Annotated in this window: 18 protein-coding genes; 4 read left to right on the plus strand and 14 right to left on the minus strand. The window is 37.9% G+C overall.

Annotated features, from left to right (window positions below; genetic code table 11):
• Positions 1-15 precede the first annotated feature (15 nt).
• A complete protein-coding gene (locus KO521_RS18715; RefSeq protein ID WP_215941420.1) occupies positions 16-930 on the minus strand; it encodes a GYDIA family GHMP kinase in 915 nt (304 codons plus the stop codon).
• Positions 927-2,249, minus strand: a complete 1,323-nt coding sequence (locus tag KO521_RS18720) for a hydroxymethylglutaryl-CoA reductase, degradative (protein WP_215941421.1) — start codon at positions 2,247-2,249, stop codon at positions 927-929. The genes KO521_RS18715 and KO521_RS18720 overlap by 4 nt, the downstream gene beginning before the upstream one ends.
• A 153-nt stretch (positions 2,250-2,402) precedes the next feature.
• Between KO521_RS18720 and KO521_RS18725 the strand changes: the two genes are divergently transcribed.
• Together KO521_RS18725 and KO521_RS18730 are read left to right on the plus strand one after the other, a co-directional pair.
• Positions 2,403-4,580, plus strand: a complete 2,178-nt coding sequence (locus KO521_RS18725) for a S9 family peptidase (RefSeq protein ID WP_215941422.1) — start codon at positions 2,403-2,405, stop codon at positions 4,578-4,580.
• Positions 4,581-4,709: 129 nt separating this feature from the next.
• Positions 4,710-6,104 (plus strand): peptide MFS transporter, encoded by a 1,395-nt coding sequence (locus KO521_RS18730; RefSeq protein ID WP_215941423.1) that lies wholly within the window; start codon positions 4,710-4,712, stop codon positions 6,102-6,104.
• Here KO521_RS18730 and KO521_RS18735 read toward each other — a convergent pair.
• The 6 genes from KO521_RS18735 to surE form a co-directional block, all read right to left on the minus strand.
• Positions 6,101-8,080, minus strand: a complete 1,980-nt coding sequence (locus KO521_RS18735) for a ComEC/Rec2 family competence protein (RefSeq protein ID WP_252730109.1) — start codon at positions 8,078-8,080, stop codon at positions 6,101-6,103. The genes KO521_RS18730 and KO521_RS18735 overlap by 4 nt on opposite strands.
• A gap of 48 nt (positions 8,081-8,128) precedes the next feature.
• Positions 8,129-8,677 (minus strand): C40 family peptidase, encoded by a 549-nt coding sequence (locus KO521_RS18740; RefSeq protein ID WP_354668226.1) that lies wholly within the window; start codon positions 8,675-8,677, stop codon positions 8,129-8,131.
• Positions 8,678-8,756: 79 nt separating this feature from the next.
• Positions 8,757-10,592, minus strand: coding sequence for a DUF885 domain-containing protein (locus tag KO521_RS18745; protein WP_215941425.1), 1,836 nt, complete (start codon positions 10,590-10,592; stop codon positions 8,757-8,759).
• A 28-nt stretch (positions 10,593-10,620) separates the two neighbouring features.
• Positions 10,621-11,739 carry a lipid-A-disaccharide synthase gene (gene lpxB, locus KO521_RS18750; protein WP_215941426.1) on the minus strand — a complete coding sequence of 373 codons (1,119 nt, stop codon included), beginning with the start codon at positions 11,737-11,739 and terminating at the stop codon, positions 10,621-10,623.
• Between the two features lie 89 nt (positions 11,740-11,828).
• Entirely contained in the window at positions 11,829-12,113 is a 285-nt protein-coding gene (locus KO521_RS18755) for a hypothetical protein (protein WP_215941427.1), read from the minus strand.
• A 68-nt stretch (positions 12,114-12,181) separates the two neighbouring features.
• Positions 12,182-12,958 carry a 5'/3'-nucleotidase SurE gene (gene surE / locus KO521_RS18760; protein WP_215941428.1) on the minus strand — a complete coding sequence of 259 codons (777 nt, stop codon included), beginning with the start codon at positions 12,956-12,958 and terminating at the stop codon, positions 12,182-12,184.
• 190 nt (positions 12,959-13,148) lie between these two features.
• Between surE and KO521_RS18765 the strand changes: the two genes are divergently transcribed.
• Positions 13,149-15,293 (plus strand): carboxy terminal-processing peptidase, encoded by a 2,145-nt coding sequence (locus KO521_RS18765; protein WP_215941429.1) that lies wholly within the window; start codon positions 13,149-13,151, stop codon positions 15,291-15,293.
• A 49-nt stretch (positions 15,294-15,342) separates the two neighbouring features.
• Here KO521_RS18765 and KO521_RS18770 read toward each other — a convergent pair whose 3' ends face one another.
• From KO521_RS18770 to msrB, 4 genes are all read right to left on the minus strand, one after another.
• Positions 15,343-15,849, minus strand: coding sequence for a peptide-methionine (S)-S-oxide reductase (locus KO521_RS18770; RefSeq protein ID WP_215941430.1), 507 nt, complete (start codon positions 15,847-15,849; stop codon positions 15,343-15,345).
• Between the two features lie 116 nt (positions 15,850-15,965).
• On the minus strand, positions 15,966-16,379 hold the full coding sequence (locus tag KO521_RS18775; protein ID WP_215941431.1) for a DoxX family protein: 414 nt from the start codon (positions 16,377-16,379) through the stop codon (positions 15,966-15,968).
• 106 nt (positions 16,380-16,485) lie between these two features.
• Positions 16,486-17,043, minus strand: a complete 558-nt coding sequence (msrA, locus tag KO521_RS18780; protein WP_215941432.1) for a peptide-methionine (S)-S-oxide reductase MsrA — start codon at positions 17,041-17,043, stop codon at positions 16,486-16,488.
• On the minus strand, positions 17,033-17,497 hold the full coding sequence (gene msrB / locus KO521_RS18785; RefSeq protein WP_215941433.1) for a peptide-methionine (R)-S-oxide reductase MsrB: 465 nt from the start codon (positions 17,495-17,497) through the stop codon (positions 17,033-17,035). The genes msrA and msrB overlap by 11 nt, the downstream gene beginning before the upstream one ends.
• Before the next feature lie 119 nt (positions 17,498-17,616).
• Between msrB and KO521_RS18790 the strand changes: the two genes are divergently transcribed.
• A complete protein-coding gene (locus KO521_RS18790; protein ID WP_215941434.1) occupies positions 17,617-18,435 on the plus strand; it encodes a DNA/RNA non-specific endonuclease in 819 nt (272 codons plus the stop codon).
• A gap of 15 nt (positions 18,436-18,450) precedes the next feature.
• Here KO521_RS18790 and rodA read toward each other — a convergent pair whose 3' ends face one another.
• Entirely contained in the window at positions 18,451-19,734 is a 1,284-nt protein-coding gene (rodA, locus tag KO521_RS18795; RefSeq protein ID WP_215941435.1) for a rod shape-determining protein RodA, read from the minus strand.
• Between the two features lie 3 nt (positions 19,735-19,737).
• Positions 19,738-21,657, minus strand: a complete 1,920-nt coding sequence (locus KO521_RS18800) for a peptidoglycan D,D-transpeptidase FtsI family protein (RefSeq protein ID WP_215941436.1) — start codon at positions 21,655-21,657, stop codon at positions 19,738-19,740.
• Positions 21,658-21,663: the final 6 nt, after the last annotated feature.

Below are 21,663 nucleotides of genomic sequence, written 5' to 3' on the forward strand. Positions count from 1 at the left end.
CTAAAGGTCCCTTTTTTATAATACCATATTAGCGTAAGGTATAACGGTATAAAATCCTTTCTTATTAAAATATTCAGGCGTGTCATTGTTTCCTGTAGCAAGAATAAAGTCTCCGCCCCATGCGCCTAAACTTTTTATAGATCCTAGATAGTCCGGGAAGAGCTGTTGTTTTATGGTTTTTGTCTGAAGTATTTGAGATAATAGGGCTTCATGACGTTCTACTAGAGTTGAAAAAGTGGCTAAATCCTCACTTTTGGCTATTTCTAATGTTAGGGTAGTAATGCTTTCGATTAGCCGATCCGAATCAAATTCCATTTTGCGGTATTGGGCAATACCCTCTCGGCTGTTTTGTTTTTTATCAAGATGAATAAAGAACAATTGTTCCTTAAATGAGGGATTAAAAACGACTGGTTTTATGGTAGGGTCCTTTTCTTTCACTTGATATAAGATAGGCGTGTTGTTCTGCGCGCAGGCTATGTCATAACCACTGCCCGAGAACGCATTCCATAAGAGTTGAAAAGCATCTACTTCTGCCCATTGGGCTATATTGTTTATCAGTGTTGATGAAGAGCCTAGCCCCCAATCCCTTGGAAAACCTAATTCTGTCTCCACTTCAAATCCGCTATCACCGGTTAGAAAATCTGGATTCAGTTTTTTAGCTTCTCTAAGAAGGTTAAGAAGAACATTATGTACAGATTCATCGGAAGTTTTCTTTTTATCATCCAGTATTTTTGTAAAGCCTACAGAAGTGGAGAACCAAGTTTCTCCTTTGTCATCCAAACTTTTCCAAATTAAGTTTTTACTTTTAATCGAAGAGACCTTTAGTGTTTGTCCGTACTTGGTTGGTACTGCAAGACCTATTGCGCCATCTAGTATAGCGTATTCTCCTGTTAGAAGAAGTTTTCCGTTGCTGTAGAATTCTTTTGTCATTTGCTTTTCCTAAGCTTTTCAAAAGCATCTACTACAGCATTATGGGTAGCGGAATGCTTTTTAAAGTGATGGGTCAAAGTTTTCTTTTCGTCTTCCGTGGCACCCAATTGGTTTAAAATATTCATGAGGTGCATTTTCATATGACCTTCTTGTATACCAGTGGTAACCAAAGAACGTACTGCGGCAAAGTTTTGTGCCAATCCGGCAACAGCAACAATCTGCATTAGTTCTTTTGCAGATGGTTTTCCTAGCATTTCCATAGATAGCTTTACCAACGGGTGAAGACTTGTGAGTCCTCCAATGGTCCCGAGCGCCAACGGAAGCTCGATCCAGAATCTAAAAATCCCGTTTTCAATAGCGGCATGGGTAAGACTGGAATAGATTCCGTCTTTAGCGGCGTAGGCATGTACTCCAGCTTCAACGGCTCTAAAATCGTTTCCTGTTGCCAGAACAACCGCATCTATACCGTTCATAATACCTTTGTTGTGCGTAACGGCCCTATGCGGTTCAACCTTGGCGATATTTACCGCTTGAATCATTTTCTCGGCAAACGCCTTTGATTTCTCCGTGTCTCCGCTTTCAAGGTCTTCCACAGGGCAGCTAACTTCGGCACGAACAACACAGTTGGGTACATAGTTAGATAGTATACTCATTACAATTTCAATTGCTTTTTCCTCTTCGGTAAAAAGGGAAAATTCTTGAGCTTCTGCCTTTAAAGTTTTTGCAAACTGCTCTAGGCATGAGTTAATGAAGTTGGCACCCATGGCATCTAGGGTTTCAAAAGTGCAATGCAATTGGTAATAGTTATCTAGAGCTGCGGTTTTGTCTCTTAATTCAATTTTATGGATACCGCCCCCACGTTTTTCCATGTTTTTGGTAATGGACGAGGCATCCGAAAGAAGCTTTGAATGTACTTGCTCAAAGAAATCGGTTAAATGTTCTTTAGTACCATGGTACATAAAATGTACCTGACCTATTTTTTCGGTTCCAAGAACTTCGGCCTTAAAACCACCTTTGTCCAACCAGAATTTCGCGGCCTTGCTTGCAGCGGCAACAACGGAACTTTCCTCTATGGCCATAGGTATGGCATAAAGGGTATTGTTAATTAAAAAATTCGGTGCTACTCCTAGCGGCAGATAATAATTAGAAATGGTGTTTTCTATAAATTCATCATGCAATTGCTGCACATCTTGGGCAACGTTCCAATACCGTTTTAGCAGCATTTTTGATGCATCTGGATCGGCCGTATAATTAGTTGTTAGCCAATCTATTTTTTGCTCTTTTGTCAGTTTTGAGAATCCCTCTATGGGCTTGGTCATAGTGTTTGGTTTCGATTGGTAAAGATAATGATAATGGTTTATACAAAAGATTGAGATAAACCTCGATAATACAAGGGATTTTTATGATTTAAAGTTTATTTCTTTGTAAAATAATCACTAAACTTGGGCGATTTAATCTTTTTATAACATTCTATGAGAAAAATAGTTTTAAATGTCTCTTTTGTTTTTGCTTTTTTGGCAATTTCTTACGCACAAAAGAAACAAGTTACAGTAGAGGCAGTTTATGGTGGGGAGTTCTCAATTGAAAGACTTGATGCCCTTAGATCCATGAAAAATGGAAAACAATATACCATTCTAAACAGAGATGCTAATGGTACAACTACTATAGATAAGTTTGATTACACAACACAAGAAAAAGTAGGAACTATAGTCAATTCTGCGAATTTACAAGAAATTCAAAGTTTTAGTTCGTATCAGTTTAGTGATGACGAATCTCAAATTTTATTAGCTACCGAACTAGAGCCAATTTTTAGACACTCTACGCTCGGTATTTTTTATGTGTACGATTTAAAGACCAAAAAATTGACCAAAGTTTCGGATTCAAAAATTCAAGAGCCTAAACTTGCGCCAGATGGTTCAAAAGTGGCGTATGTAGCAGAAAACAACTTATACCTTTTTGACCTGACTTCTGGAAGTACGAAACAATTTACAGCAGACGGTGAAAAGAATAAAATCATCAATGGGGTAACGGATTGGGTCTACGAAGAGGAATTTGCCTTTGTTCGTGCTTTTGACTGGAACACCAACGGGACTAAAATTGCCTTCTTGCGTTTTGATGAGACAGATGTGCCCGAGTTTTCCATGGATGTTTTTGGAACGGATTTATATCCAACAAAAGAAACCTTTAAATATCCTAAAGCGGGTGAAGAAAATGCCAAAGTTAGCTTGCATTTATATGACGTTAAAGTAGGCAGTACTACATCGGTTGATTTGGAAGATGCGTATTATATTCCACGTATAAAGTGGATGAACAACTCCAATTATTTAAGTGTACAGACTCTTAATAGACATCAGAACGATTTAAAGTTATACACTGTAGATGCAAAAAAAAATACTGCAACCGTACTTCTTGAGGAGAAGGACAAAGCCTATATAGATATTACGGATAACCTAACGTTTTTAGAGGATGACAGTTTTATTTGGACGAGTGAAAAAGATGGTTACAACCATATTTATCTTCATGATCAAGGTGGCAACCTTATCACCCAAATAACCAAAGGCCCGTGGGAAGTGACCCAATATTACGGATATGACCAAAACGAAGACAAGGTATACTATCAATCTACTGAAAATGGCTCTATCAACCGTGGAGTTTACAGTATTGAAAGTAGTGGGGAAAACAAAAAGGCCTTGGCAGCAAATGAAGGTACGAATGCAGCAGATTTTAGCACTGATTTCACCTATTTCATACAAACCTATTCAAACTCAAAAACACCACCTGTTTACACGTTGCACAAGGCCCTAAGTGGTAAAAAGGTAAAAGACATTAAAAACAATGATAGCTTAATTGAAAAATTGAAGGATTACGAGATAAGTGAAAAGGAATTCTCAACCATCACCATTAACGGTAATGAGCTTAATATGTACATGGTAAAACCAAAGGATTTTGATGCTTCTAAAAAATACCCTTTGTTAATGTACCAGTATAGTGGTCCTGGTTCGCAAAGTGTAGCCAACAGTTGGTTGAATGCTAGGGATTTGTGGCATCAGCAATTAGCCTCTAAAGGCTATTTGGTTGCCTGTGTAGATGGCCGAGGCACAGGATTTAAAGGTTCTGATTTCAAAAAATCGACTTATCTAAATTTGGTTAAATACGAGACTGAAGACCAGATTGCAGCAGCTAAAGAATTGAGCAAACTTCCTTATATAGACGAAAAAAGAACAGGTATTTGGGGCTGGAGCTTTGGCGGTCATATGGCAACCAATTGTATTCTTAAAGGCAATGATGTTTTTGAAACCTCAATTGCGGTAGCACCTGTTACCACTTGGCGTTTTTATGACACGATTTACACAGAGCGTTTCTTGCGCACTCCAAAAGAAAACCCTGCTGGTTATGATGAGAACTCGCCTCTTAATTATCCTGAAATGTTGAAAGGTAATTACTTGTTGGTTCACGGTTCTGGTGATGACAATGTGCATGTTCAGAATTCAATGCGTATGATAGAAGCTTTGGTGCAAGCCAATAAACAGTTTGATTGGGCCATTTACCCTGATAAAAACCACGGGATTTATGGTGGTAATACTCGTGTTCATCTATTTAATAAAATGACAAATTTCTTGGACGATCACTTATTGCAACCTATAAAATAGACTAAACCAACAAAGATTAGTTAAGGAAGTTCTTGGAGACAAGAAGATGAACCTGATTAAAAAAGAACACTTTAATCAGTTTTTTGAAACTAATCTTAATAGAGATCAATTTAACAAATAACAAAGTTTATGGCATTAGTAGAAAAGGCACCGCATGAAAAGGAGCTGTTCGGGCATCCGGTAGGTTTATATATTCTGTTTTTTACAGAAATGTGGGAACGATTTTCATACTACGGTATGAGAGCGTTATTTACATTGTTTTTAGTGGCTGAGACTACTTCTAGTAATGCAGGTTTTGGTTGGAGTAATGATGATGCCTTGGCACTTTATGGTTGGTATACCATGTTGGTTTACGTTTCCTCAATACCCGGAGGATGGATTGCCGATAGATTTCTAGGACAGAAGAAGACCGTTATGCTTGGGGGAGCTCTATTGTGTGTTGGTCATGCTGTTTTGGCATTGAATTCAGAGACATCGTTTTATCTTGGATGCTTTTTTATTATTCTGGGTGTAGGATGTCTAAAACCTAATATTTCTTCTATGGTAGGTGGTTTGTATAAGCCCAAAGATGAGAGAAGGGATTTAGGATTCTATATTTTTTATATGGGTATCAACATAGGTGGTTTCCTTGCACCTATTTTATGTGGCTATATTGGAGAGAATATAAATTGGCATTATGGCTTTGGTCTTGCCGCTATTGGTATGTTCTTGGGTCAGGCAGTATATATTTGGGGTCAGAAGTATTTGACGCATGTAGGTAATCTTATTAGTAGAAAGAATGAGGCCGATCGAGAAATATTAGATAAGCCACTTACAAGTATAGAAAAAGACAGAATAAAGGTGCTCCTGATTTCTTTCTTATTAATTATTCTGTTTTGGGCTGCTTTTGAGCAAGCTGGTGGATTAATGAATCTTTATGCCATGCAGAAGACAGACCGTAATTTCTTCGGCCTTTTTGAAATTCCAGCTTCAGTTTTTCAATCTGTGAATTCATTTTTTATTATCACCTTGGCTACGGTTGTTGGTGCTTTTTGGTTGAAATGGCGAAAAGCGGGTAAGGAATCTTCGTCAATTTTTAAGATTGCCGTAGGTATGGTTATTATGGCGCTCGGTTTTGGGTTTATGAGTGCTGCTTCTCTGCAATACGAGGCTAATGGTTCTTCTGCTATGTACTGGCTAATTTTAGCCTATCTATTACATACTATTGGAGAGCTTTGTGCTTCTCCGGTGTCATTATCCTACATCACTAAATTGGCGCCACTTAAATATGCCTCTATCATTATGGGACTATATTGGGCGGCTACTGGTTTGGGAAATAAAGTGGCAGGTTTAATAGGGCAAGCTTCTCAATCATTAGGTGAGTTCGAGATTTTTACGGGAATAGCCGTTATCTGGTCTGCAATTGGCATTTTGGTTATTGCCATGTTAAAACCGTTAAAACGGCTTGCTCATGGAGCAGAAGATGGCGAAACAAAAATTACTGATGAAGGCCAAGAGAATTTTGAAATAGAAGGACATGTTTAATTAGACGGTTCAAAATAATAAGCTCCCTTTTTACCAGTTGCGTGAAAAGGGAGTTTTCTTTTTGAACAAGTTTGTTTCCACCTTTTTATATAAGAGGTATAGTTACTACCATCTGCAATGATATATTTTGGTTTTAGCGTAGTAATTGCTCTTTCAAGATTCAGTTTGGGAGATTGGGTAAGAATGAGATAATCAACAGGGGTTTCTTCATTTGGGTATACACTAAGACTATCAATAACCAAAACGGTCTTATCCTGCCATAAATAGCTGTTCTGAACAGGGGAGTAGGAAATGTTGGAAATTCGCTCGGCAACGCTGTAGTCCTCTATTATGTTAGCTAGTCGCGTGGTGTCATGCGTGAGGACAGCTACAGTTCTTCCGTTTTGATGTATGAGCGCTGTATTCTTAGTTTGATGAGCAAGAAATAACAAGCTGTTTTTCGAGGTTTGGTAGTTGGAGTAAAGCACCCATAACTGGAATCCTATTACTAAAGTGGCTAGTGCCATGATTTTTTTAAAGTTGGGACGGGTCAATAGAATCACGCAGCAAAAGATAATTCCATATGCCAGTATCATTTGAATAGCATCAAAAGAGATGTTTTTAAAAATAAAAGCTTCCTGTTGGGCAACCCAGCTTATAGTCCAGTTCATCCAGCCGATCAAAGTGTCATAGATAACTACCAAAAAATTGGGTAAAGCATCTATTAAGGCAAGCAAGATTACTAGAATACCCATTCCCAGAATAACTCCTAATGCCGGGACAATTAGTAAGTTGCTAATAAAGAAAAGGCCTGGGAATTGGTGGAAATAAAACAAACTTATGGGTAGTACACCCAATTGTGCAGCTATACTAACGGATAGCAGTTGCCAAATCTTTCGTATAATTTTGTTCTTTGGAAACCATAATTTTTGTAAAAGGGGATAGAGCCAAACTATGGCTAAGACGGCTGCATAGCTCATTTGAAATCCTACCTGAAAGATGAGCTTTGGATTTATAACCAACAAGATGAAGAACATGGATAAGGCTAGAATATTGAAAGTATTTTTAGGTCTATTCAAATACATACTATAGGCTACAAATGAAAACATGGTAACAGCCCTTACTACAGATGCAGATAACCCGGAGAGTAGGGCAAAACCCCAAAGTAAAATTACAATTAAAATAAGTTTTAGGGTTTTGCCTCTAGGAAGTCTCTCAACAGGTGTTAAAAGAAATTGTAATAACAGTAGTAGAATACCAATGTGGAGTCCTGAAACGGCAAGAATATGAACCGCTCCCGCGTTCTTGTAATCGGTATAGGTTTCTTCGGAGATATCGTTTCGTTGTCCAAGAAGTAAAGCTTGTATAATACTCAATTCATCCTTTCCAAAATTGGCTCTGCTAAGCTGGGATATAATGTGGGAACGGGCCTTTGAAGCTCTACCGAAAATGGTGGCCGCAGGTTTTTGTATTTTAATAAAATCTTTTTTATCTAATTGGAACTGATGTGATATACCCAAATCTTTCAAGTATACCTTGTAGTTGAATTGATGTGGATTTAATGGAGCTTTTATTTCCATGGGAATAGCAGAAAACATCAATTCATCATCTACTTGGAGAGTTTGGTACGTTGAATCTTTTACAAAACTTAATAGTACCTTGCCTTCTGCATGTCTACTATTCAGTTTCTCTACTTTAGCCATATACCGATTGGAAAAAGAAGTTGATTTTAATACTCCTGAAACCTTTAAACGCCAAGTGTGGTTACTGGAAAAATCATGGTTGAGGTAGTGGTCTGGATTGTTTTTGGGGAACGATAGGGATACCGCTAAAACTCCGATAAAAAAGGTAGTAAGAATAGTTAGGTAGCCAAAAATAGGAGATTCGTTTTTTTTATCCACGAAGCGTAAAATGCCCAGGGCAAAAAGTGGAGTAAGACAGGCAAATAGCGTATATTCAATATCTGAATTAGAATAATTACCGACTATAATACCCAAAATTAGAACTAATGTAAGTTTGATGGGTATAAAGCGTAGCAGCTTCATTTAAAGAATGCGAGTGGCTTTTATGAATGCACTGCTCCAATATCCTTCGCGCAATGAGGAAACCATTACCCCTCTGGAAGACGATGCATGAACAAACTTAATTTCATTGTTTTTTACGGAAACTACCATGCCAACATGATTAATACGTTTACTACGTTTACTTGTTTTAAAGAAAAGTAAGTCCCCTTTTGCAACACTGCTTTTTCGTATAGTTCTGCCTTCTTCGGCCATATGGTATGAGGTGCGAGGAAGTTTTATGTTATTTTCTCCAAAGGCAACATAAAGAAGTCCAGAGCAATCCATTCCCTTTTTTGTGGTTCCTCCATATTTATACCGCGTACCTGAGAATTTTAAGGCAGAATCAATAACATCATCAGCTTTTGAGCGTTTGGCAGAAGGACGTTTTCTAACAGGAGCACGTTCTCTGTGGGGAGTATTGGTACGGGCGGCAACGGTAATTTTGCGAGGTTGTCTTTGCGCGGCCTTCTTTTTTGAGGACCCACAGCTTGCAACCAAGCAAATAAGCATAAAATATAGAATCTTGCGCACGGGCAGAATAGATTGGATTTCGATTTTCAAAACTAATTAAATAATCTTTAAAGAAATATGGGCTTTGAAACTGCCTAACTTATTTTTTTGAAGTTTCTACTATCCAGGCATCAACCAATTCTTCAAGAATATTTAAGGGTAAAGCTCCGTTTAATAGAACTACATCATGAAATTCACGAATATCAAATTTATCGTTCAATTTGGTTTTAGCCTTTTTCCGAAGCTCCAGAATTTTATTCATGCCCACTTTATATGCCGTAGCCTGTGAAGGCATAACAATATGGCGTTCTACCATTTTAACAGCATCACTTTTAGCGTTTGGAGTGTTGTCCACGTAATAATCAATACCTTTTTCTCGAGTCCATTTTTTGGAATGTATTCCCGTGTCAACTACCAATCTGCACGCACGCCACAGCTCCATAGCAAGTCTCCCAAAGTCGGAATACGGGTCGCTATACATACCCATTTCTTTTGGGACTTTTTCGGAATATAAGCCCCAACCTTCAATATAAGCAGTATAACCGCCCATTTTTCGGAACATAGGAATACCTTCTAGCTCTTGTGCAATAGCAATTTGCATGTGATGGCCAGGAATACCTTCATGATAGGCTAAGGCTTCCATCTGGTAGTTGGGCATTGCCATGATATCGTACATATTTGCATAATAAGTTCCCGGACGGGATCCGTCTATTGCAGGTTGTTGATAAAATGCCTTGCCCGCTGCTTTTTCCCTAAAAGGCTCAACTGCTTTTACTATGATTTCGGCTTTTGGTTTGGTTAGGAAAAGTTCATCTAACCTACCCTTCATGCTGTCTATAATCATGGTAGCTTTTTTCATGTAGTCATCCCTACCTTTTTTACTATCAGGATAATAAAATTGCTTGTCGTTTTTCATGAAGGTAAAAAAGTCCTGTAAACTCCCCTTAAAACCTACCTTGTTTTTAATAGCTTCCATTTCCGAATGAATGCGTTCAACTTCGGAAAGGCCCAACTCATGTATTTCGTCGGAGGTCATATTGGTAGTGGTAGTTCTGGCCAGTGCATTATTGAAAAATGCATCGCCGTTCGGAAACTTCCAGGCTCCATCATCGCTATTTGCCCTTTTCTCCTGTTCTTTTAAAAAGGAAATTAATTTTTCGTATGCGGGTTTTACGGAAGATACTAAAGCCTTTTCCGCATTTTCAATCAATGTATTTTTTTCTTCCTTGGTGATATCTAAAGCATTCACCTTTACTGAAAAATCTTGTAATAGTGTACTTTGTTTCTTTCCAGTTTCAAAAGGTTCTCCTTTTAAGATGTTCGTGCAGGACTCCAATACTTTTGGAAAAACAAATTTTGGCAGCATAATACCTGCCGCTTCACGTTCCTTTAGTGCTATAATGGTTTGGTCAAAAAACGTTCCAACCCCATTTAATCTTGAGACATATGCTTCAGCATCGTTTTTGGTGGTTATTTTGTGCATGTTGATTAAAAACGAAGGAACCTGAGAATGAATTCCGAACATCTGGTTTACGGGATAATTGTACAAGCGATATTGGTAATCCTCAATTTCATTTTCAAAATGTTGCACTGCCAATCTGTAGCTTAATTTTGTTGGCTCGTCTAGAGAATTGATTTGGGTAGAGTCTTTTAAAAAAGCCAAACGTGATTTGCTGCGCTCCAGCTTCTCCTCTTCAGCGTTCTTTGATAGGTCGTCCCATTTGTCATAATCGGTCTTATCACCTAAGTAGGTTTGTGTCATTGGCGATAATGCAACATCTTCATCCCATTTTTTTTGAAACCAGTCGTTCAGTGCTTTGGAAGCACTTGCTATTTCTTTAGGTGAAACTGCTTCTTTTGTATTGTTCTCTTCCTTACAGCCGGTAGTGATTAGGATAGCGAAAATTAGGGTGATCGTACTGATTTTATAGGTCATAAATAGATATTTTCTGGTAATGAAGTTATTAAAACTCAGCATTTTTAACAATCAATTCGGCAGCTTTAACACTGGCGCCTCTGCCTCCGAGTTTTTTCTCGAGCTCGTCATAAGCCTGAATTTGTGCTGTGCGGGCCGGTCCTTCCAGTATATTCTTTAATTCGGTTCTAATATTAGTCGTGGTCAAATCATTTTGAATAAGTTCTTTAACTACCTCTTTCTTCATGATGAGGTTTACAAGCGAAATATATTCAAGCGTAATTATTCTTTTGGCAATCTGGTAAGATAGCCAGTTGGCTTTATAGCAAACTACTTGGGGAACCTTAAAAATTGCGGTTTCTAGCGTAGCGGTACCGCTAGTGACCAAGGCTGCATGTGAAATACTTAGGAGGTCATATGTCTTATTGGTAACAAAACTAACATTTGGATTCTTAAGAAAAGGTTCGTAAAAATCGTGATCTAGACTTGGTGCTCCGGCGATGACGAATTGATACGCGGTAAAGTCTTTTACTACAGAAAGCATTAAAGTAAGCATCTTTTGAACCTCCTGTTTCCGACTTCCGGGTAATAGTGCGATAATTGGTTTTTCTGCATCCAAGTTATTGTCCGAACGAAATTTATATCCGTCAACAGTAGTCCTGTTTTCTATGGCGTCAATAAGAGGGTGGCCTACAAAATTAACTGGGTAATTGTGTTTTTTTTCGTAAAACTCTTTTTCAAAAGGAAGTATAACGTGCATGGCATCAATATCTCTTTTGATATCTGAAATACGCCCTTCTCTAGAGGCCCAGATTTGTGGCGATATGTAGTAGTTGGTTTTAAAGCCATGCTCTTTGGCCCATTTAGCAATACGAAGATTAAAACCGGAATAGTCAATAAAAATAATAATGTCCGGTTGAAATTTTTGAATATCGGCCTTACAGAATTTAATGGCTTTGGCAATCGTGCCCAGATTCATAAGTACTTCCAAAAAGCCCATAAAGGCCATTTCTTTGTAATGTTTTACTAAAGTACCCCCTGCTTTTCGCATTAAATCACCGCCCCAGAAGCGGATATTGGCATTAGCGTCTTTTTGAAGTAGGGCTTTCATAAGGTTGGAGCCATGTAGGTCACCAGATGCCTCTCCTGCTATTATATAGTATTTCATTAGAAATCGATACAGTTTATATCCGTTCTTTTTAATGGAGAACTTAGTAAGAACACTGTTTGTATGTTCTCATCTGCTAAAATTACGGATTAAAAAACTTTATAGTAAAGAATGGCTAAAGCAGTTAAAATGGTTGCAATTAGAACGCCTTTTGCCCTATTGTCTCTTCTAATACGCAAAAATCCAAAAAATGCTATTAGGTTAAGAATAGCACCCAAGGCTAAAAGACTGCCAATATGACCTTGTTGTACTGCTGCCTGAAAAGTTTCATTTATGCCAAATTCCGAGAACAACAGAATGTAGAGTAGGGTACCAACGGTGTTTGCTATAATACCCACAATAAATCCGATGGCAAGTTCTTTTTTAACGTTCATGCTTTTCAACTTTATTCAGTGCTTTTTTGGTGGTGCAAAGGTATTCTTCTAAGATAAACGGTAAAAAATTATTCAAATTGCCATCCGTTTAATTGTTGAATGGCGTGGTGTGCGGTAAGGTCGAATTGAGTGGGTACGATAGACACATAATCATTGGCTAGCGCCCATTCATCAGTATCTTCTCCATTATCTAATAATTCAAATTTACCGGTAAGCCAATAATAATCTTTACCTGCAGGATTGGTACGCTTATCAAACTTCTCTTTCCAATTGGCACGTGCTTGTCTACAGATTTTAATGCCCTTTATATCTTCTTTTGGTGCTTTAGGAATGTTTACGTTTAACACGACACCTTTTGGAATGCCGTTTTCCAATGATTCGCTCACTATTTTCTTGATAATTTCTTCGGCTTGACCAAAATCGGCATTCCAAGAATAGTCACAGAGTGAGAACCCTATGGCGGGAATTCCTTCTATTCCGGCCTCTATGGCAGCACTCATGGTACCGGAATAGATTACATTAATAGAGGAGTTAGAACCATGGTTAATGCCGCTAACGCAAATATCTGGCTTTCGGTCCAGTAGTTCCTGCAGTGCCATTTTTACACAATCTGCGGGTGTTCCACTACAGCTATACTCCTCTGGGGCACCATGCGTCTTATCAACCACTATTTTATTTGCATGTAGCGTATTGTCTATGGTTATAGCGTGTCCTTGTCCGGATTGAGGGCCGTCTGGCGCCACAACAACAACATCGCCCAGTTCTTTCATATACCTTATTAAAGCTCGCATGCCTGGAGCTGTAATACCGTCATCATTCGTTACTAAAATCAAAGGTTTTTTCATGCTGAATACTTTATAGAGCAAAAATACGTTTACAGAACACAACGACCTAAGTTCGTTTAACAAAAAATTAGTGTATCTGCTCCAAAGGTGGCATGGTTTTTTCAGTATCTTAGGGAATTCATTACTTTTAAGTGTGAAAATCTCAATCTTCCCCAAGATTGATTATAATAAAAATTTTGAAAATATATATATGAAAAGGAATCTTGCCTATTCTCTTTTGGTAATGCTAATATCGGTCGCTTCGTGCAGTTTTACCAATAAGTCTTTTGAAACCGACGATAAAGATAAATTACTTTTAGACCTAATTACTTATGTACTTGAAAAAGGTCATTATGAACCTAAAAACATTAACGATGATTTTTCGGTAAGTGTTTTTGAGGATTTCATTGATGTTTTAGATCCTACAAAGAGATATTTCTTGGAAGAGGATATCAATGAATTTGAACAGTACAAGTTTCAGCTGGACGATCAAATAAAAAGTACGGATATTTCTTTTTTCAATTTGGTTTACGATAGATTGGTACAACGTATGGATGAGGCTAAATCTGTTTATAAAGAGGTTTTGCAAAAACCATTTGACTATAGTAAAAACGAAAGTATCAATATTGATTATGAGAAAATGTCTTTTGCTGCTTCTAAAAAGGAGCTGAAGGAGCGTTGGAGACAACAGCTTAAATATGCAACCTTAGGAACTTACGACTCCAAAATGAAAGGTGTTGAAAGAGGTGATGTTGTTGCTGGAAAGGATGGCGACAAAAAATCTAAACCTCTGACGCCTAAAGAAGCTGAAAAATCGGCAAGGTTGTCTACCCAAAAAACTTTGGATGAGTTTTTTGATTTTGTAAACGATTTGGAACGTAAGGATTGGTTCGTACAATACATTAATACTATAGTAGACGAATTTGATCCCCACACATATTACTTTGCGCCAGATGAAAAGGATAAGTTTGATACGAGTATGTCCGGTAAATTCGAAGGTATTGGGGCACGTTTACAGAAAAAACCTGAAGGAGCTAAAATCGTAGATATTATTTCCGGAGGGCCAGTATGGAGAGATGCCCGCTTAGAAGTAGGAGACCTTATTCTTAAAGTAGGTCAAGAAGGTGAAGAGCCAATTAATATTGTAGGCATGCGCTTAGACGATGCTATCAAATTGATAAAAGGCCCTAAAGCAACTATTGTGGAACTAACGGTTCGTAAGATAGATGGTTCCTTAGATACCGTTCAGCTTACAAGAGATGTTGTTGAGCTAGAAGAGTCCTTTGCTAAGTCAGCTAACATTATCAAAAGCGATGAGAAATTCGGTATTATTGATTTGCCCAAGTTCTATGTTGATTTTGATGATTATACAGAAAGAAACGCGGCTACCGATGTTGCAAAGGAAGTAGAAAGATTAAAAGAAGAAGGTGCCGAAGGTCTTATTATAGATTTAAGGGACAATGGAGGAGGTTCCTTGAAGACTGTGGTTGAGATGGCAGGTCTTTTTATTAAAGACGGACCAATAGTTCAGGTACGTTCTTCGGGAAAAGGTAAAGACGTTTATGATGATAAAGATGAGCGTATACAATGGGATGGTCCATTGGTGATTCTTGTAAATGAATTATCTGCTTCCGCTTCGGAAATCTTAGCTGCCGCAATGCAGGATTATAAGAGAGCTATTGTTATTGGTAGCAAGCAAACGTTTGGAAAAGGAACCGTACAAAATGTAATTCCTTTGGATAACATTGTAAGAAGCAATGACCATGGGGATTTGGGTGCTATTAAATTAACCACGCAGAAGTTCTACCGTATTAACGGTGGGTCTACCCAGTTAGAAGGTGTAAAAAGTGATGTGGTTGTTCCGGATAAGTATAGCTATATTGATTTAGGTGAAAGAGATCAAGCAAATCCTTTAAAATGGGATAAAATTTCTCCAGCAGATTATAAGCCTTGGGGAGGTTATATAGATTACGATCAGACCATTGCAAGCAGTACTAAGAGAATGGCCAATAATCCACAAATTAAATTAATCGAGGAAAATGCCAAATGGTTGAAGTCTGAAAGCGATGAAATGGAAATTTCGTTAAACTATGAGGCTTACCGTGCCGATGAAAAAGAGCACAAGAAAAAAATGGATTATTTCAAAGCTATTGGCGAGTATGATTCAAAATTAACTTTTGGGTCATTGAAATATGAAGAAGAGCTTTTCACTAAAGATTCTGTATTGCGTGAAAAGCGTGACAGATGGCACAAGGCTTTGGCTAAAGATGTCTATGTAGAAGAAGCGGTTAATGTTCTTGAAGATTTAAAGAACAACAGTCTAGAACACGGTAAAATAGCCGCTGTAAAAGGATAATAAGAATAATAGAATATAGAGAAGCCCTGACGCGATAGTGTCAGGGCTTTTATTTTTTGATATGGAGAGCAAGCCCGGGTTTCGTATGTTCCCGAAATTGGGTGAGCAATAATTTTATTTTTGAATCAATATAGCTTTGGCAAAAAGGCTTTTCAGGATTATTGTAGTAGTAATTGTGGAACTGAGTTAAAGAGGGTCTAAAAGCATTGAACGGAAGCACCTTCGTGATCAATATTTCATTAAAACTTGGTTGTAGTTTTTTTAAAATAGCTTTTGCTTTCTTTCTCTGTTCATCAGAAAATGTATAGATGGCAGATCGGTACTTTTTCCGCATACTATGCTCAGAAGTGCTCTTGTGAGTACGCAAATGTATTTCAATTAAAGTTTTTAAACTGATGGTAATCGGTTGGTAATGTACTATTATAGCTTCGGAAAATTCATTTTGCTTCCCTGTGGATGATACAAAACCTTGTTCAACTTTATCAACACCATTTATAGATTGAAAAACGGCTTCAGTACACCAATGGCAACCTCCACCTAAAGCTATCTTTACCATAAATGTTCTATGTTTTAGTTGTAATATTTAATTTAGTGCTGTTAGAGTGTAAAAATAAAAAGACCTGCTGAATAGCAGGTCTTTTACATCGCGAAAATAGAACTGTAGCGCCCAAATCATGCTACAGTTTTTAGCGTAGGTTGAGTATGTGTGTTTTCGGTTATTGAATTGTTATGTTCGTTAAGTCTTTTATTTTGTACGTAAGTAACATATAAGGCTACTATACATAGTACTGCGGCTATTCCGTTGCCATCTTCGGCAAGAAGGTGTGCAACAATACCAAAGGCAAGATTTAAGAAAAATCCGGCGTAGGCCCATTCTCGAATCCAAGTGCTTCTATTGAAAACTAGGACGGCTATTCCCATTAATTGGGCGCCTCCAAGTACAGATATAAGATAAGTAGGGTATCCTAGTTCTTGAAACTTAACAACAATGGCTTCATAGTTAAAAATAGAATTAGCTACGGCATAAATAATAGCCAATGAGAAAACAGTAAGTGCAATACGGTAATAAAGTTTTGTGGTTTTCATAGAAATGGGTTTTAAGATTGTTTGGTAAAATTACTTTCTTAAAACCCATTTCTTGAACTCAAGTAGACCAATTACCGTTACCTGTAGGTGAGCGGTAAAAAACTAATTACGAACTAGTTTGAGGCTGTTTTAACTTGTCTGCATGCATCTTTCTTAGCTTTACAAGTTTGGGTGTTATAACGGCACTACAGTAACCTTGCGAGGTATTGTTACGATAATAGTCCTGATGATATTCCTCTGCATCGTAAAATACAGGTAGGGGACTTAATTCAGTAACAATAGGCTCCTCAAAGTAGGATGCAAGTTCTTTTATTACCGTTTCGGCAACAGTTTTTTGCGTATCGTTATGGTAATAGATAACGGAACGGTATTGGGTTCCAACATCACCACCTTGTCTGTTAAGCGAAGTAGGGTCGTGACTCGTCATAAAAACAATCAATAAATCTTGATATGAAATTATGGAGGGGTCAAAAGTAACTTGCACTACTTCTGCATGACCGGTAAGACCGGAACATACTTCCCTGTAAGTAGGTTTACCAGGAGCTGTACCGCCGGTATAGCCAGAAACTAGTTTCTCAATACCTTTTATTTCCTGTAAAACTGCTTCTATACACCAAAAACATCCACCACCTAGGGTAGCTGTCTCTAAATTATTATTGTTCATCTGTAATGCTTTCTTTTTGTAATTGCATTGATTCTGAATTTATACAGTAACGTAATCCGCTCGGTTCCGGGCCATCGGGAAAAATATGTCCCAGATGGGCATCGCAAGTATTGCACAAAACTTCTACTCGCACCATACCAAAAGATGAATCTTTATGATATTTAATAGCATTTTCCTTTATAGGTTGCGTAAAACTGGGCCAACCAGTACCTGATTCAAACTTAATGGTTGAATCAAATAATGGAGTGTTACAGCAAATACAATTATATTTTCCTGCATCATGTGCACTACATAGTGCGCCCGTGTGCGCTCGTTCGGTACCTTTTTTCCGGGTTATTCTAAACTGCTCTGGAGTCAAGATTTCCCGCCATTCGGCTTCGGTCTTTTCAACCCTTTTGTCCGGTTCTGGATTTCCCTTTACACTAAAACTGATTACATCTTTCCATGTAAGCATATCTTTCCTTTCTTTTACACTAATTTGTTACATACGAATAGAAATACAAAATAAATACATTGTATGATATGAAATGTGCTTATTTGTCGAAATTTTTAGCTTTTACTTACATTTGACATATGAATAAAAATTCCAGAAATAAATTTATATATTCTTCATTGATGCTAGCTTGTATAGCGGGCTTTTGGTTGTTTGAGAATTTTTATACGCCGGACACCTATTCCCAAAAAACGGATGACGGACCTAAAACTTCAATTGCTACTAATTTAATGCCCAGTTCTACAACGGGAGAAATAGTTGAGCATAGTCATTATACACTTTCATATAACGAACCTTTTGAGCAGGCCGAATGGGTAGCCTATACATTAAAGAAAGAGCATCTGACCCATGATGACCGTAAAAGGCCCTATTTTATTGAGGACCCAAATGTGCGCACGAAATCTGCGGATTGGCGCAATTATAAAGGATCAGGTTATGATAGAGGGCATTTATGTCCCGCAGGTGATAGAAGGTTTACGAAACAGGCGTATAACGAGACATTTTACACTAGTAATATTAGCCCGCAGGACCGGGAGTTTAATGCCGGTGTTTGGAATGAACTGGAAATGCAAGTGCGCTTATGGGCGAAACAGTATGGTGAAGTTTTTGTGGTTACAGCAGGGGTTCTAGAAAGAGGATTAAATGAGATTGGAGAGGAGGATGTAGATGTGCCCAAATACTATTATAAGATAGTAGCTAGAGGAAATGGGAGCGATATGAAGGTTTTGGCCTTTCTAATGGAAGGTAGACAGAGTTCTAAACCATTAAAGCAATTTACGGTTCCTGTTGACGAAATTGAAAAGCGAACCGGAATTGATTTTTTCCAGAAGCTTCCAAAAAAGCAGCAAGACCAATTGGAAAGTAGAATTGATACGGAAAGCTGGAAGTTTAAATGGTAATTAGGAATAGGTTATCTAAATTCCTTCTTTTAACCGGTTTGCATCTAACTTTAAGAAAATAAATAGTAACGCAGTAAAAAACAAAAGTCCCGATCCACCGTAACTAAAGAAGGGTAGGGGAATACCGATTGTAGGCAGTACGCCTATTACCATGCCAATATTTATAAAGTAATGTATCAATAAAATTGATATCACTCCGTAGCCATACATTCTGGCAAATCCTGTTTTTTGACGTTCAGACAAGTAAACCAGCCTTAATAGTAAAAAAGTAAATAGCAGTACAACTGTTGCTGTACCTAAAAAGCCCCATTCTTCACCAACGGTACTAAAGATATAATCTGTATGCTGTTCAGGAACAAAATCCCCTTTTGTACGTGTGCCTTCCAAAAATCCTTTTCCGAAGAAACCACCGGATTCAATTGCTTTTTCAGATTGGTAGGTATTGTAACCAATGGTCTTTCTGATTTTTTCCAGTTTTGCAGGATCTTTCTCTAATCGTAACCAAAGTCCAAAACGGTCTCTGTGGCGTTGCTCAAAAACATTATTGAATACAAAATCAACAGAGAGCGAAAATAGTATAGTAAGGATGACAGTAATGGCCATTGGAATAATGGGGACTTTGAATTTTTTCTTTTTCAATAAGAAGAAAAGTATTAGGATTAAAGCGATACCTATGGTAATCCAAATAGTACCGAACATTAATGTGGTTACAAACACAAGAATGGCAAAAAACGCAATCCCCAAATAGTAAAGCGGTAGTCCTTCCCTAAAAATCACAAAGCTTAAAGAAAAGAAAACCAAGGCACTACCGGGATCTGGCTGTGGTATAATCAATACCGCAGGAATCAATATGATCAGGAATGCATAGAGTTGGTCCTTATTTCGTTTTATATCCGTTTGTATGTCACTAAGATATTTTGCTAATGCCAGGGCTGTGGCCACTTTAGCAAGCTCAGAGGGCTGTAGGTTAAAAAATCCCAAGTCATACCATGAAGTAGCCCCTGCAATGGTTTTTCCAAATACAAACAGACCTAGCAATAGCACCATAGATATAATATATAGCACACTAGAGAAACGTTCGTAAAAATTAGCTTCCAGAGCCAATAGTATTATAATAGATGCAAAGCTGGTAAGAATAAAGAAAAGTTGCTTGCCATGTAGTGTTCCAAAATCGAATATAGAAGAATCACTTTCGGAAAATGTACTTGAATAAATATTTACCCACCCAATAGTTAGTAAGAGCACGTAAAATAGAACAGTAAGCCAATCAAGACGTTTGAGGACACTTTTACCGGTCATAAGTTATTGTTCTGATTGGTTTTCCGCTTTATATTTAGTTGAATGCTTGCTCCAATCGTATTCGTTTATTTTGAATTCCTTACCGCTATAAGGTTTGGCGTATTCGTGTTCCAAAGTTCTTTCCAGCATTCTTTTTTCAAGGTCCGTGCGAGTAATTTCTCTTTTAATGTATTTTTCAATCATTAAAGAGGCAATATGACCCGCATATCTAGAGCCGTAATATCCATTTTGAATATACACAGCAATAGCAATTTTTGGATTGTCAACTGGAGCAAAAGCTACAAAAACGGAGTTGTCCGTTAATTGCGTTCTAACGCTATCTATTTTAACGTAATTTTCTACCGTACCTGTTTTGCCGGCAATTTCAATATCAGGAATCTGCACGTATCTGGCTGTTCCTTTATGGTACACATCTGCCATGCCTTGTATCACAGGTTCAAAATGTCTTTTATCAATGGTGGTGTACTTTGGCTCTACAAAATCTGGAATATCAATTTTTTTACCATCAACTTTTTTAAGAACATGGGGTGTAAAGAAATGTCCTCTGTTAGCTATTGCGGCCGTCATATTGGCCAACTGTATAGGGGTTACATTTACTTCTCCTTGACCAATAGCATTGGAATATGTGGTGGTAGCGGACCATCTTTTATCTCCAACTCCATACCACTTGTTATAAAGATCCGTACTGGGGACACTACCGGGTCTACCGGTATAAAGGTCAGAACCTAAATACGATCCAAGACCAAAACTTTTTACGTGCTTTTCCCACGCATCCATTGCTTCACTGTTAGAAGGGAATTGCTCAAATATCTTTTTATAAGCACCTACAAAATAAGCGTTGCACGAAAGGTATATTCCGTTATTCAAATTTCTTGTTCCTCCTCCGCAATGGCAGCCCTTTTTATGCCTTCCTATGAAGAAGCCATGGTGACAGGTAAATGTTGTAGAAGGTGTTATTGCGCCTTCTTGTAATGCAATCAATGCGTTAATAGCTTTAAAAGGTGAACCTGGGCTTTTTTCAAAAGAAATAGATCTGTCGAATGTGGGTTTTGAGATAGAATCGTAATGTAATTTGCTATAATTGGCAGACCGCTTTCTACCTACTAATAGAGATGGGTCATAGGTAGGGCCGGAAATCATTGATAATATTTCACCTGAAGAAGGTTCTATAGCAACAATTCCTCCCCATTTGCCAACCATTAATCTTTCGCCGTATTCTTGTAGCTCCTTATCTATAGTTATATTTATTTCATAACCTTGTTCCGGTAATGTGTCAAGTGTACCGCTTTTATAAGGACCAATGTCTCTGTTAAAGCGGTCTTTCTGAATGTATTGAACACCTTTTCGGCCCCTTAAAATATCTTCATATACCTTTTCAACTCCTGTACGACCGGTAAGTTCACCTTGAACGTAGTAAGGGTTCTTAGCTAAATCTCGTTCGTTTACCTCACTAATATATCCTAAAACATTGGCAGCGCTATTGGTATCATAATACCGTAATGAACGCTTCTGAATATAGAAACCTTTGTAATGACGCATCTTTTCCTGAAGCTTGGCATAATCCTCTTTGGAAAGTTGGGGCACAAATACAGAGGGAAGTCTGGGGGAATAAATTCTAGCTTTTCGTAATTCCTTTTTAAATTTCTCCTTATCGATTTTAAGAAGTCCACATAGTTCTAATGTGTCTAGTTCGCGAACTTCACGAGGAATTACCATGACGTCATACGCTGGGTCGTTACCTACTAAAAGCTTTCCGTTTCTATCATAGATATAACCGCGCTCAGGATAGTCATAAACCCTTTTTATTGCAGGGTCTTCTAGAACCTGATCAGGCGAGAAGCTGAAAATTTGCAGATAGGAAAGTCTACCGAGAAACGTAATACCAATGATTACGATTATGGAGGATAATAACAGCTTTTTCATCTTAGA

This window comes from Zobellia uliginosa (assembly GCF_018860745.1).
Classification (GTDB): Bacteria; Bacteroidota; Bacteroidia; order Flavobacteriales; family Flavobacteriaceae; genus Zobellia; species Zobellia uliginosa_B.